We start from the raw sequence: 12,898 nt of genomic DNA, 5'->3' as shown, positions 1-12,898 counted from the left end.
GACGCACCATCAGACTGCTTCTCTCCGTCGGCTTGGGGCTTGTCTTCCCCTTGTGCTTCCGCCTCCGCCTGGGCCATGGCCAGGTCGATGATGGCTCGAGCCAGCTTGTTGACATCCGGTGTTTCACGTCGGACGGCCCTCACTGACAGCCGATACTCACGTCTGTCACGTGGATTCTTACTAATCTTTCTTTTCCTGCTCATATGTATCCTCCTTTCCGTTGTGTGCGTGCAACGTTCTGCAACTAGTTATAGGTTGCACGCGCGCAACGGCCAATAGCCTTTTAAGATTCCACAACACCGATAGGAACAATTCGTAACCTGTTTTAAAGCCGTTGTTTTGCTGCAAAATTTCGTTGTCGATTTACCAACGAGACCGATGCCACCGGATGACGGAGACGATGACCCACAGCACCAGGGCGAGAACCGCAGCGCCGACGAGCCACGGCAGGATCGGTTGGAGGTAGGCGACGGCGAGATTGAGCAGGACCACTGAGCCGAAGATGAACAAGCAGGCCTGCCAGATCCAGCGAAACGGGTCGCGGCTGCGGGTGGGGTCGTTCGTCATCGGGTGGCCACCCAACTACCCGGACGGCGTGCCGTCAGACCGCCGAAAACGGCCCGTGCGACGGTTCCGGGCGCGTCGTCGTAGTTCGCTGGGGTGACGCGGATTCGGTCGTGGAGAACGTCGTTCATCGGCGTTCCACCAAGAACGACGGCGTGGACATCGCCGGGAAACTTGGCCAGATCATCGATTACGTTGCCGATGTTGTCGTCGAAAAGCTCGAAGTCGCTGAGGACAACGAGCGTGGCCTCGTGATTCGTGTAGTGGTTCGCCATGGCGGTTGCCGCGTTGAGAGAAGGCCCGAGGTAGCTGGTGCCGGCGGCGTCGCGTGGAACGTGCAGCCCGGAGCGCAGCCGTTGCAGTCCGCCTGTCGTCAGTGGCGTCGGCCCAATGTCGCCGCTGGTAGGGGTGTCGAAGTGCAGCACCGCGCCGAGCTCGTGCCTGCTGCCGCGTCGACCGATCGCTTGGAAGGCGCGCCAAGCTTCTTCGTAGCGGTTGGAGACCGGGTCAGCTCCGGCCGGACCAATGACTGAGCCGGAGTCGTCGGTGATGACGATCGTGATGGTCGGCTCCGGCGACGGCCGGCCGGGGTTGCCAAGCTGGTAGGAGACCTTGGGCCGGTTGGTCCTGGTGCTGCCGGAGGCCCAGCGCAGTTCGGCTGCCAGCAGGTGGGCTGGTCGGATTTGAACCGTGCGGATCATGCGGCATCACCGCGGAACCGTCGCCCGATGATCTCGGGCTGCTCAGCGGCCACACCGTGCCCAGCGACGCCGGGGTTACGGCGCAAGATCCTCTGCGACAGCGCGTGAAGCTGCCACCAGGCAGCCCGCCCGCGGTGCGTGTGCTCAGTCTTGATCGAGGCTGCATCGGCCAGCGCCTCGGCACGGTGCCGGATGCTGGGATCGGCAGCCAGCTTGCGGTGCGCTTTGATCGCCTTAGTGCACATGCGTTCGGTCCGCGCGAGATAGTCGGCGATCTCATCGGCGTAGCTGTAGTTCGCCAGGAACGAGCCGAGCGCCGTCGCGGCGGCCAGCATGCCAAAAGCGATGCCCGACGTCAGGCCCTCGACAGACAGCCGCAAGCAGAAGATGCCGACGCTGATGATCGCGACGATCGTCCCGCTCAAAGCCCCGACCAGCTTCATGGTGGAAACGCCGGCCTCGGCGCCGGTGAAGAACTGCCGGTAGCGCTGCTCGTCGTTGGTCAGGTCCTCGAGGTCGCGTTGCCGGATGCGAGCAAGCCGAAGGTCTTTGAGATCGGCCCCAGCCTGGCCCGCGGTGATTGCGGCTACTCCGGTGGCGACAGCCTGCCCGAGTGCGACCAGTGGGATCTCGCCCAAGGTGATCGCTGCGCCTAGGATTCCGGCCGTATCACCGAGGCAGAGCGCGATGAGGCAGATCCAGTAGCGGACCTTGATCGGTAGGTCCCGCCGGGCGAGATGGCCAAGAGTCCGCACGGCGTGGGCCGACTGGTCCTGTGCAGCCTCGATGCTCGATGCCGCACCGGTGATGAGCTCTGTTGCAGCGCTGGCAGGCAACTCCAGGCCAGCCGCAGTGATCGTTGCATTACGGGCTGCGGCCTCGCCCTCCGCCGCGTACGTCTCGGTCTGCGTCTGGGCCTTGGCGTGGTACTCCCGCTCGGAGTGGAAGTCGCCGATGTCGTCTGGGCGCGGAACAGCTCCGGCCCGGTCGATATGCGGCAGGATCACCGCGTCGGCTTCCGCGGTCACCTCGCTTAGCGGGTTGACACGGTTGCGATTCACCGCGCTCACCGCCCCGCGATGTAGTCGGTGACGATGGTGCACTGCGTGGCCTGAGATCGGCGACAGACGCCGTCCCAGAACCCGATAAGGGCGTTGGTCATCCCCGAGCTGGGTGCCGACCCAGCCGCAACCTTGCCGATCCCGGCGACGGTCACGGAGGCATCCGGCAAGCGCGGCACGTTGACGGTCATGCCGACTGCACGGGCGTCCGCGATCTCGACAGGCGTCGTGACTCGCCGTCCGACGGTCTGGAAGCCGTCGGTGAGGATGACGAGACGCAGGCGGTACGTCGAACCGAGCTGGTTGCGGTACTCGGCGGCCAGCCGGAACTGTGCGGTGATGTCGCTCTGAGCTGGCGACACCTTCTTGACGGCCGGCGGATAGGCCGCGGTGACCTTGTTGCTGATGTCGTCGACCAGCTTGGAGACGCGGCGAAGTCGAGCGTTGTCCGTTGCGCCGTCGAGCTTCAGCTCTTCGTCGTACAGAGCCACAGTTGCCGCGCTGGTGGCGGAGAAGGTGGTGACGAGCAGATGTCCGCCGCAGATCGCGGTTGTGCGGGCCTGCTCCTTGATGACGTTGAGACGTTCGTTGTCGAGCTCTGACGTCCGGCCAGAGCCGCTGACGTCCAAGTCGACCTTCGTGGCGTACTTGCTGTCTTTCGGGCAGGCCTTGAGAATCTGCTTGTCGTCGGCGAGCTGGCCGATCTCTGGCTTAGGGCCGCAGCCGACGAGCAGTACGAGCGCCACCAGAACGGCGACGATGCGTGCATGCACGCTTAGCGTTGTGGTCTTCACGAACGGGTCCTTCCAGGTTGGTCGGAGCCCGAGCCCGTGAAGCGAGTCATTCAAGTGAGTGACCCTGTGCTTTTCTTCCGGGCTGGGCGTGTCACCACAGGGCAACACCCGGATCCGGACACCAAAGCGGCATGTCTGCGGCAAAATCGGGGGATGGGCGGCAAAACCGAGGCACCACCGCACGGAGCGGTCGTTGAGGATCTGAAAGCTCTTAGAGAAGCAGGGCTGGCGAGGCTGCGCCATCAGCAGCTGGATGCGCTTGAGGATGTTGCAACGGTCGCGATGTCCGAGCGGGGGTTGACGGCCGGACCTGCTATCGAACAAGCTTTGCGTGAGTCAATCGCCGCGCTCGATTCTGGGGAGTACGGTGATGCGGCGTTGGCGCTTTTTGGTCTCGCACCAGGGTTGCGGGCGCGCTCGTCCCGGGAGCGACGGGAGTATGCGGCCGCCGCGATTGACCGCTCAGCCGACACCTTTGCGCGGCGCTACGAGGCAGATCTCCTGGCAAGCGTCGCTGACCAAATGCTCATCATGTATGCCGATCAGCGGTTGCGAGAGGCACGAACGAAGCTCGAACGCCGACACCCGGCTGAGTCGCGATTGGCCGTTCAGTGGGTCGAACGGTTTGAGGCCTACCACCGGATGTGGACACCGGCCTGGGCACTGGGAGCTGACCTCACGGCCTACCGACTCACGATGATCGAGCCCGACCGTCCATACGATTGGGCGCCGGGCACACATGGCCCCGACGATCTGGGGCATACGCAGGAGCGACAAGCTGAGGGATACGCGCACGATGCGCTCTATCGGTGGGCGTGGTTCCAGTGGCACCTTCGGCAGTTCACGTTGCGCCACGGTGGGATGTGGCTCCTATCGAGTAGTGCAGCGGAGACGGCCGCGTCGGACGCTGTGTACGCCATCGATTGGCATGTCACGGTCTTCAACGAAACCGACCAGTCATGGCTTCGCAACGCGGTCGCCCAGTCGCGCGACCAGGAGAGCAGTCACTTCCACAACCTCCTAAGCAGCACCAGTACCGGCGCCGCCCGCCTGAAAGAGTGGCTTGGCTGGTGTCAGGAGTGCCAGTGTGTGTGGGACATCAACGAGGTTGACACCGAAGATGCTCACTTTCCGACAGCGGCCACACACGCCGGGGTGCTCGAATCGTGTCAGTTGCACGCGGTTGTTGCAGCATGCTCTCTGTACTGTGATCTGATCGAAGCCGAGTGGGGCAAGATCGCCGATTGGTACCACCTGAGTGAAGCACGTGAGCGCGGCAGGAGCTCCGCCGATCACTACAAGAGCTGGCGATCAAGTCTGGCTCGATCAGAGGGTGGATCAGATGACGCCTAGGCCCCCCGCGGCCGCTGACGACGCTAGCGCGAAGCACTTCCTGGACGCTGCGGCCCAGCTCATTGACGCCATGTTCACGACATCCCCAACGGACCGCCCGCGCCGGCTAAGCGCGATCGACTTCCCGGCAACTCTTGAATGGTTGCGCAAAGTGGACATCATCAAGCTCGCTCAGGACGGCGGCTATCCGGGAGCCAGCCGCAAGGCCTTCGACAACCGCTGGGCAACCAAGGAAGACTTCGTCAACGACGCGATCATCCACACGATGCTGTACCGCGACGCACCTAACGCAGATCCCGCACTGCAGCGTGCGCACCTGGCCAGCGTAGAGACTGCTGGCGATGTGGGCAAGGCAATCTCGCTGTTTTGCGATGCGATGCTCGACAGCCTTCTGTCGTACCCACGGTCGTTCTTGCTACTCCATATTGGGCCGCTTCTTGAACAGCACCCGAAGCTGAAGGCCGCGATCGTGCAAGACATGAATCGGTCGTTCGCACCATGGCATGAGGGCTACGCGCGACTCTTCGCCGCTTTCAAGATAGAGATGCGACCGGGGTGGACGATCGAGCGCTACGGCCTCACACTTCAGTCGATGCTCGACGGATTCCTCCTTCGATCCCGTGTGCAGAGCGAGCAGATGGAGGAGTGTCGGTCGGACGGTGCGTCACTCTTCGCGGATGCAGTGGTCGCGTTCACTCTCGGTGTGATCGACATCGACAAGGACGGGCGGAGCTCGCGAGATGCCTTGGGCTTCAGTGTTGCCCCGCCTCGAAACTAGCCGTTACGACGGCGGGTAGTCGGCAGCGCGGTCCACGCTGCGCCTCGTAGGGGGACTCATGTTGCGCTCTAAGGAAGTTGACTCAGCGTGACAGTCGCTTGATGCTTGCTTCGAAGCGACGGTCGTCCGGGGGGACGCTAATTCTTGGCGCAGCGGTGGGCCGATGCGCCACTGCCGGTATGGAGTAGTCGTCCAATGCTGACCTATAGGTGCTGGCCGATGTGGGAGGGAGTAGTGCAATGCGTAAAGCATTGAGGGGGCGCAGTGGCTAACGGACTGACTTGCCGTGTCTGCGGCTACATGTATGCCGAACGCGAAGAGGACCAGCCAGAGGGTCGATGGGTCTACTACGTCTGCCAGAACAGGCAGAAGCAGTGCCGCAACCGTCAAAAGGTATTCGAAAAGTATGCGGATGCGCGCTAGCTGCACGCCCCGACGCCGCTCCAATGGTCTACCTCAGAAATCCTACTAGCAGCGGCCTCGACAGGCACGCTGTATAACGCTCGCGAGCTGGAGGAATAGTGTCACAAGGTCTTACTTACGCCGTCGACATGGTGCTGTGTATCGACCAGACAGGCAGTATGGGATCTATCATTGAGCGCTGCAAATCTCACGCTCTTACTTTCGGCGCTGACCTCCGAAAAGCGATGGCGGATCATGGTCGGCCGATGGATATTCTGCGCGTCCGGGTAATCGGATTTCGAGACTATCTATTCGATGGCGACGGATCGATGGTGACTTCGGACTTTTTCACACTGCCAGAGCAGAGCGCAGAGTTTGAGTCGTTCGTTCGTGAGTTGAAGGCTGACGGTGGAGGTGACGAGCCTGAGTCGGGTTTGGAGGCTCTCGCTCTTGCAATCAAGTCACCCTGGAAGCGCGCAGGTGACAAGAATAGGCAGGTCATTGTCTTCTGGACAGATGCTAGTGCGCATCCACTGGAGGCGGGTGCATCGAGTGGTACAGCGTCTTACCCTGATGGGCTTCCGGCCAACTTTGATGAGTTGACAGATTGGTGGGAAGGTCAGTCGTATGTCAACAAGAATGACAAGCGGCTGATTCTATTCACACCGAGTGCCGCAGGTTGGTCTGAAATAGTGACTCATTGGGAGCAGACCATTCATCTCGCCTCCCAAGCGGGCGCTGGTCTGGCTGAGCATGAATATTCGACCATCCTCGGTGCGATAGCGAACAGTGTCTAAGCGAAACCTTGTGGCTGCTTTGCCAGTGGTCGAGATGACTATTGATGCGCCGATAGGGCCGACAGGTGAGGATGCGCCTGCTGTGGCGATCGTTCGAGAGCATTCGGCCTGGGCAGGAGTCTTTGACGGTATGGGGGGAGCAGGCGGAACCCTGTACGAGGTCGACGGCATCGAGCGAACGGGTGCATACATCGGTGCGCGAACTGCTGCCTCTGCTTATCGAGACTGGGTGGATCAGACCGAATGGGATGCGGGTCAGGAAGGAAGTCTCGCCTCCTCGCTGCGGACGGCTGAGGCGCAGGCGCTCAGCGAGCAGTATCGGAAGTTGTGTGTTCCCACCTCACGCCTGACGAGCAAGCTACTCAAGGCACTGCCAACAACCATCGCAGTTGCTGGGGTCTCTGCCGTAGAAGGTGCACGAGGTGTGTATCGAGTCATCACCATGTGGGCTGGGGATTCTCGAATCTACGTACTGACGCCAGATTTCGGTTTGGCTCAATTGACCAGGGATCATCTGACGTCAGGCGGTGACGCGCAAGAAAACCTCGGTGACGACAGTCCCATGAGCAACTGCGCGTCAGCAGACTCTCCCTTCTTTCTTGAGGAACTTCATCTCCATGTCTGGACGCCGTTTGTGATAATCGCGGCTACCGACGGCTGCTTTGGGTATGTAGAAGCGCCCGTCTGTTTCGAGAATCTTCTGCTGGCGACGATGGTCTCAGCGGAGAACATGGAGAGCTGGGAGTCGTCGCTGACTGCCGAGATTGTTCAGCAGACAGGTGATGACGCGAGCCTCGCGATGCTTGTCGTCGGTTGGCGAGACTTCACCGAGGTAAGGGCTGCTTTCGGCGCGAGAGCAGTACAAGCGAAGGCGATGGTCGAGCAGATCAATATTGCCAGTCGATCGGTCCTACATGCTAAGTCCGAACTCTCCAGACTCGAAGCTGAGCGCCATCGAGTTATAAACCAGAGCTGGGAGGACTATCGCCGCACGTATGAGCCATCCTTTAAGACTTCAAGGCATGGTGAATGATGCGCATTGGTCGATACGATCTGGTGACGGAGTTCTGCAATACGGGCGCTGGTCAGTGCCGGTGGGCTTTCGCCACGTGCGATGGTGAAGACTACTTTTTGAAAGAGTTCTTGCGGCCGACCTACCCAATCGTTGGTGGTCCCGGTTCTGCGGCGACCAGGTCCCGGAAGCTTCTAGAATGTGAAGAGTTTGAAAAGCGTCACCGGGGAATGATGAGAGAACTCAAAAAGCTCTCCGTGGCCGGCGGCAACCTGATAGTGGCGCGGGAATTCTTCCGAAGTGGAGCTAAATTCTACAAAGTTACTGAGAAGATCAACGTCAGTGGTGTCCAGACCGAGGAAATCCATCTGATCCCCTTTGATAATCAGGTGGTATTAGCCGTGGCTGTAGCTCACAGCGTTCATGTGCTGCACCGGATTAACCTCGTGCACGGCGACCTCAAGCCGCAGAACGTCCTGCTCAAGGAGACAGTGAAGGGCTACCAAACTGCGAAACTGATCGACTTTGACGATTCTTTCCGCGCCGGGAACCCTCCGCCTCCAGACGACCTGGTTGGCGATGTCGTGTACTACTCGCCGGAGACTTACTCGTACGTCGCCGAGGCGGTCGGCAGTGAAACATTGCGTGAGCCCGCTGACGTGTTTGCGCTTGGAATCCTTTTCGGGGAGTACTTCACTGGTCGACGCCCGGAGGTTTACGACAGCACGGGTCGGCAGTTCGCGACCTGTGCGGCCGGTGTAGTCGAGGGCGGCACGGTCCGCACTGGCCTTGAGGTGAGCCGGCCTGATCTGGACGCGCTACTTAAGGACATGCTCGCAAAGGATCCTGACGCTCGGCCTGACATAGGGCAGGTCATGCACCGCCTGAAGGAAGCGAAGAGGAATGCCACACATCCTGCGAGCTCAGTCGTGACCCCGGGGCCACGGTTAAACGGTTCTCTGCTGGTCCCATCCTCGGATAGGAGCAGCAGAGTGTCAGGCCGCCCTGTGGATCATCCGACTGGAGCGCCTCGGTTGCGAGGGAGCCTTGCCCCTGACCGTCGAGGACGGATTGACGGCGAGGCGTAGCCCCTCATGAGCCTCAGGCCACCTTGTGAGGTGTGCGAAAACCTCAACTCTATCGAGACGATTATCTGTGCATGGTGTGAAACGCCTCTGCCGCTGTTGACAGCGCCAGCTAAACCAGCCTCCACAGCGGTCACCCCTCGGGTACCCCAAGCAGGCAGACCGTTGGCGCCTCGCCGCAGACGGCGGCCTGTCTTGACTGTTCTCCTGACGGCGCTTGCCCTCCTTGTGGCCTACGGCGTACTCAAGTCGGTGCACGGTGACAGTCCGGGGACGTCGGCTCCAGGTGCGGCGTCACTGCCGGCCGAATTCTTCAGCGCACCGGTCGGAAGCTGCTTCTCTCAGTTCACATGGAGATCCGAACTGAACTCGAATCCGCTTCGGGTGGTGAGCTGCAAATCCGGTGTTGCCCGACTCAAGTTGTACCAAATAACGACGATTACAAAGGCTCGGGCCGTATGCAAGGACAGCGTACGCTTCTGGGAGTCTCATGATCAGAAGGGATACTGCTTCCACACGATCCTGAGACCAGGGATGTGTGTACCGACAACATTCCGCCGTACTCGGGTCCTTGGCTATTTTTCCACTGGACTTTCTTGTCGAGATAAGATTCCCGCGAATGTTCTTTCTGACGCCTCTGAACCCGGCTGGACGGCGGGTCGGATCAAGATAAAGACTATTGGCACTTTGCCCGCTGCAAAGAAGTGTAGTGTTGGTGATCAGGAGTTCGTCCTGAAGGAGACCAAGACCCGCATTTGCGCAGTCACCGTCAAATAAAGAGAGTCATCAGAGTGTGAGCTTCGACGGGCGAATAGCAATCAAGGTTGCATCGTCCGGCTTGCCGCGACCAACAACCCGATCCTGAAACTCATATCCCGTACGAGGCGGGTCTCTCAGAATTTCAAGTGGAGATGTCTCGCTGAAGTAGTCACTACCGATGATGACGGTTGAATCTAAGGGTATGTCGAGTACCTGATCAACAATCATTCGAGCATCGAGGGTTGAAGTTGCACGTTCTTGCGGTGAGATTGCCCGACCGGAGCCATCGATACCGAGTTTGTACGCAAGCGGACTGTCTACGGTGCCTAGTTGGGCATCTTCACCATACTGCGCCATGTGTGTTTGAGTTCCATCAACGACGAACGCTGGCGAATCACCGATAGTGACGAGTCGGACTTGTGTAGGGGAGAGCACTTCTGCAAACGTCAGCGTGGAACCGACTGTTCCGACCATTTTCCCTATCATCCGTGGGCGTTGAAAAGGTCGGCCCGCTACCTTGCTAAATTCATCCTCAGCACGTTGGCAGATTTCTTCAAGGCGCCCAAGGTCAAAGACACTGTCAATACCGTTTTGAACAACATGGTCACTAATGAACTTGGCGAAGAACTGTGTCCCGATCTTGTCTGTTCCGTAGCCACCCATGCCATCAGCAACTGCGAATCGTGTGCGATCGCCACTGATTGCGAAAGCATCTTGACCGGAAGAATGGTTTGAGTTCCATGCCTGGTAGCCGTCTAACTCTAGATCTCCGACGGATGTTGGCCCAGTAGAGAATTCGAGATCCCATGTAGGAGAGTGTTCAAGGCTTGTTGGTAAAGCTCGCTCTGTGGCTTGCTCGGCGTTTGCAATGCGTAAAAGGCTTCCTCTAAGGCGGGAAGATTCTGGATTTGAATTACCGGTTTTTGATTTCATGCATAACGCTTACTGTCGTCATTATTAAACAAAATTTAGATTTGTACAAGACGAATATGAGTGCGCAGCTCCGGGCAGTGGTTACGGGATGTAACGCTTCACCGTGAGTCACGATGTACTGAGCGGGGGCGCGCTCGGTACGTGAGCGGAGGGGATGGATGTGTTTCAGTCAGCGACTTACCGGGGCTTGGACCTCGTGGATCGTGTATGGCCGTTGCGGTGTTTGGTCTATATAGGTGAGTCGCGGTGAGCTTGCCGCGCTACGAGATGCCGGCCAGTCCGCGGTTCATGCTTGGGCGTACGCCCGTGCACCTCTCGAAGGTGGTCGATTTTCTTACATATGTGATTGAGCGGGATCGACTAACGATCTCTGATCACTTGGGCGCGATGGGGCAGGAGCCCTTTTTCCTGGTTGCGGCGACCGGCCTGGGGAAAACCGTGGCGGTGCCCGTACATGTTCTGATCCGGCTCATGCAATCGCTAGGTACCAGCAGCGGTGCCGTGCCTCGGGTTTGGGTAGTAGAGCCGCGGATCCCGATTGCCGTGGACCAGATGAAGTTCATGAACTCACTGTGGGGCGAGTACCTGCAGGCGAGGAAGGAACGCAAGCTGCCACCGCTGTTCGGATGCATCAGTTCTGCCTCAGGCAAGGTCAACCGAGATGCGCCGATCAAGTTCGTAACCACCGGCATCTTCGAGCTGATGACTAGGGCAGGCGACCTGACTCCTAGCCAGGACCGCGTCATCATCGATGAAGCTCATGTGACGATCGAGCAGAACCCCGGCGTCGAGCTCGGTATCGCGCTTGCACGCAAGGCCGGCGTGCCGGTCGACTACATGTCCGCGACTGTGGATACAGCAGGGTTGGCTGACGATCTCGGCATCGACAACATCATCCGAGCTGATACGCAACGCCAGGTGATCTGGAAGCACAACCTCATGCGGCCTCTCTATGACGCCCTGCCGGACATCGTTCGATCTGTCCTCGTGACGCCCGACCCCAGCTCTGAGTACTTTCCCAAGAACAGCTTCCGCGAGGCCCGGACGGTGATCGATGCCGTGACGTCGCGAGGTCAGTCCCATGGCCTGCTGGCGGTCGTGAACTCCTTTGCCGGTGACCACAGCGACATTCGACGCCTCGCCGATGTTGTGCGCCACAGTCATCCGGGGCTCGTGGTCCTCGAGTTGGCGAGTGAAGTGGTGCGCGATGCGAAGCGGAGCAAGGAGTTCGAGCGAAGGCTGAAGGCGGTCGAAGCTGCGAAGCAGAACTATGTGGTCCTGGCGACCAGCGTCGTCGAGATGGGCATCACGTTCCCCTCGATCGACTTTGTCGTGACGATGGACAGTGGTTATGAACAAGAGACCATCGGTGACGTCTCCTTCCCGGTGGTTGCGCCGCTAGGCGTGAACTCGCTCCTCCAGCGGATCGGGCGCGTGGGGCGGCGTCGTCCGGGCATCGCTTACATCAGCTTGGAGGTGGGTGCTGAGTACTCCGAACTCGAAGACGAGCCCCTCAATCGCGGTGTCTTGAAGTATGAGCCGATCCGGTTCCCGATGACACGCGCTCCGTTGATGGCCCTGGCCTACTACGGCTGCCAACAGGAGTGGGACGACCTTGGTGAGTGGGTTACTAGCCTCAGGCTTCCGTCGAAGCTACAGGCCGACGCCGAGCGTATGGAGTACCTCGGTGAACAGATCGCGATGCTGGAGCAGCTGGGGCTTGCACAGAACCATCGGTTGACCGAGCTCGGGCGGCGGATGGAGCAATGGATTGGCCAGGCGGACCTCGCCTACTCCGTGCAGCTACAGAAGCGATTCAACGAGGGCGCCGGTCTTTCCGAGCTGATGTTCTGGGTGGTTGCGACAGCCCTCAGCAACACGCCGCTAGCGACGTTGCGCGCCCAGCATGACTTCTTCGTCGACTACGAGGACAGCCACAGTGCGATCGCGCACGAAGTCGACGTCTGGCGAGGATACGAGCACGAAGATATGGCAGCTTTTGCCTTCGTATCACTCGCCGCGACGATGGCCCCACGCCTCCTGTTCGCCGGGAATCGGGCTGATAACTGGGACCGATCTGAACTCGGACGATGGTGTCAGCAGTCGGGTGTGGACGGCCGCAAGCTGCTCAAGGCTGGCTCAGCAATCGCTGACCTGTGGCAGTTGTTCTGCAAGATCAACTCGTCGACTGAGACCTTCAAGGAGCGATTCGGCGGAGTCGCAGGCGCGGATCTGGAGTGCATTGCCTGGTCCCACCTCGCCGATGATCTTGATAACGACGCACTTCATGAACAGCTCCTAGCGCTCCCCGGTGTGACTCACGTCGAGGTGTTCGAATCCGAGGCTGGTGGCCTGGAGTGGCGCGATCTGAAGCACGGTCACGCTGGCCGGATTGGACAAGATGACACCCCGATCAAGCTCGTAACAGGAAACTACGCCGCTCGCCTAGTCCCCAGTAGGGAGTCGAAGGCAGCGGCAGCGAGTTGGCGCCTCGCGCATCTGGGCACGCTCCGATCTCGCTCGAGGCTGACCATCAATCTTGCCAAGCCGGCGACCAGTACCTCCCCGTCAGCCGAGAAGAGCCGGTGGGGGCGCCTTCGCGGGGCGCTCCTGGGGCGATAACTGTAAGCGAAGTTTCGTTTCACGGGCGTCGAGGAGG

11 protein-coding genes are annotated in these 12,898 nt (G+C 59.9%); 6 read left to right on the top strand and 5 right to left on the bottom strand.

Annotation, left to right across the window (positions count from 1 at the left end):
* Positions 1-363: 363 nt before the first annotated feature.
* From ACIA12_RS14320 to ACIA12_RS14305, 4 genes are read right to left on the bottom strand one after another with little or no spacing between them, the layout of a single operon-like run.
* Entirely contained in the window at positions 364-567 is a 204-nt protein-coding gene (locus tag ACIA12_RS14320) for a hypothetical protein (RefSeq protein ID WP_396367414.1), read from the bottom strand.
* Positions 564-1,265 carry a hypothetical protein gene (locus tag ACIA12_RS14315; protein ID WP_396367413.1) on the bottom strand — a complete coding sequence of 234 codons (702 nt, stop codon included), beginning with the start codon at positions 1,263-1,265 and terminating at the stop codon, positions 564-566. Before ACIA12_RS14315 ends, ACIA12_RS14320 begins: the two co-directional genes overlap by 4 nt.
* A complete protein-coding gene (locus ACIA12_RS14310; RefSeq protein WP_396367412.1) occupies positions 1,262-2,326 on the bottom strand; it encodes a hypothetical protein in 1,065 nt (354 codons plus the stop codon). Before ACIA12_RS14310 ends, ACIA12_RS14315 begins: the two co-directional genes overlap by 4 nt.
* Before the next feature lie 5 nt (positions 2,327-2,331).
* Positions 2,332-3,120: a hypothetical protein gene (locus ACIA12_RS14305; protein ID WP_396367411.1), complete on the bottom strand. Its 789-nt coding sequence runs from the start codon at positions 3,118-3,120 to the stop codon at positions 2,332-2,334.
* Positions 3,121-3,273: 153 nt separating this feature from the next.
* On the opposite strand from ACIA12_RS14305, the gene ACIA12_RS14300 reads away from it, so the two are divergent.
* From ACIA12_RS14300 to ACIA12_RS14280, 5 genes are all read left to right on the top strand, one after another.
* Positions 3,274-4,473 (top strand): hypothetical protein, encoded by a 1,200-nt coding sequence (locus ACIA12_RS14300; RefSeq protein ID WP_396367410.1) that lies wholly within the window; start codon positions 3,274-3,276, stop codon positions 4,471-4,473.
* A 151-nt stretch (positions 4,474-4,624) separates the two neighbouring features.
* Positions 4,625-5,251: a hypothetical protein gene (locus ACIA12_RS14295; RefSeq protein ID WP_396367409.1), complete on the top strand. Its 627-nt coding sequence runs from the start codon at positions 4,625-4,627 to the stop codon at positions 5,249-5,251.
* Between the two features lie 668 nt (positions 5,252-5,919).
* On the top strand, positions 5,920-6,450 hold the full coding sequence (locus ACIA12_RS14290; protein ID WP_396367408.1) for a VWA domain-containing protein: 531 nt from the start codon (positions 5,920-5,922) through the stop codon (positions 6,448-6,450).
* Positions 6,451-6,484: 34 nt separating this feature from the next.
* Positions 6,485-7,483 carry a hypothetical protein gene (locus tag ACIA12_RS14285; RefSeq protein WP_396367407.1) on the top strand — a complete coding sequence of 333 codons (999 nt, stop codon included), beginning with the start codon at positions 6,485-6,487 and terminating at the stop codon, positions 7,481-7,483.
* Complete coding sequence (locus ACIA12_RS14280; RefSeq protein WP_396367406.1) at positions 7,480-8,550, top strand: protein kinase; 1,071 nt, start codon at positions 7,480-7,482, stop codon at positions 8,548-8,550. Before ACIA12_RS14285 ends, ACIA12_RS14280 begins: the two co-directional genes overlap by 4 nt.
* A gap of 783 nt (positions 8,551-9,333) precedes the next feature.
* Here the strand turns inward: ACIA12_RS14280 and ACIA12_RS14275 are convergent.
* Positions 9,334-10,239: a hypothetical protein gene (locus tag ACIA12_RS14275; RefSeq protein ID WP_396367405.1), complete on the bottom strand. Its 906-nt coding sequence runs from the start codon at positions 10,237-10,239 to the stop codon at positions 9,334-9,336.
* Between the two features lie 246 nt (positions 10,240-10,485).
* On the opposite strand from ACIA12_RS14275, the gene ACIA12_RS14270 reads away from it, so the two are divergent.
* Complete coding sequence (locus tag ACIA12_RS14270; RefSeq protein ID WP_396367404.1) at positions 10,486-12,861, top strand: helicase-related protein; 2,376 nt, start codon at positions 10,486-10,488, stop codon at positions 12,859-12,861.
* Positions 12,862-12,898: the final 37 nt, after the last annotated feature.

The organism is Kribbella sp. NPDC051620 (assembly GCF_044453825.1).
Taxonomy (GTDB): Bacteria; Actinomycetota; Actinomycetes; order Propionibacteriales; family Kribbellaceae; genus Kribbella.
Note: the sequence above shows the minus strand (reverse complement) of the source record. Positions and strands in the feature narration are given on the sequence as shown.

Bases quoted from the DNA above. Each gene is read 5' to 3' on its own strand.
- ACIA12_RS14280 (WP_396367406.1), top strand. From the start codon at position 7,480: ATGATGCGCATTGGTCGATACGATCTGGTGACGGAGTTCTGCAATACG.
- ACIA12_RS14290 (WP_396367408.1), top strand. From the start codon at position 5,920: ATGGATATTCTGCGCGTCCGGGTAATCGGATTTCGAGACTATCTATTC.
- ACIA12_RS14315 (WP_396367413.1), bottom strand. From the start codon at position 1,265: ATGATCCGCACGGTTCAAATCCGACCAGCCCACCTGCTGGCAGCCGAA.
- ACIA12_RS14285 (WP_396367407.1), top strand. From the start codon at position 6,485: ATGACTATTGATGCGCCGATAGGGCCGACAGGTGAGGATGCGCCTGCT.
- ACIA12_RS14275 (WP_396367405.1), bottom strand. From the start codon at position 10,239: ATGAAATCAAAAACCGGTAATTCAAATCCAGAATCTTCCCGCCTTAGA.
- ACIA12_RS14320 (WP_396367414.1), bottom strand. From the start codon at position 567: ATGACGAACGACCCCACCCGCAGCCGCGACCCGTTTCGCTGGATCTGG.
- ACIA12_RS14300 (WP_396367410.1), top strand. From the start codon at position 3,274: ATGGGCGGCAAAACCGAGGCACCACCGCACGGAGCGGTCGTTGAGGAT.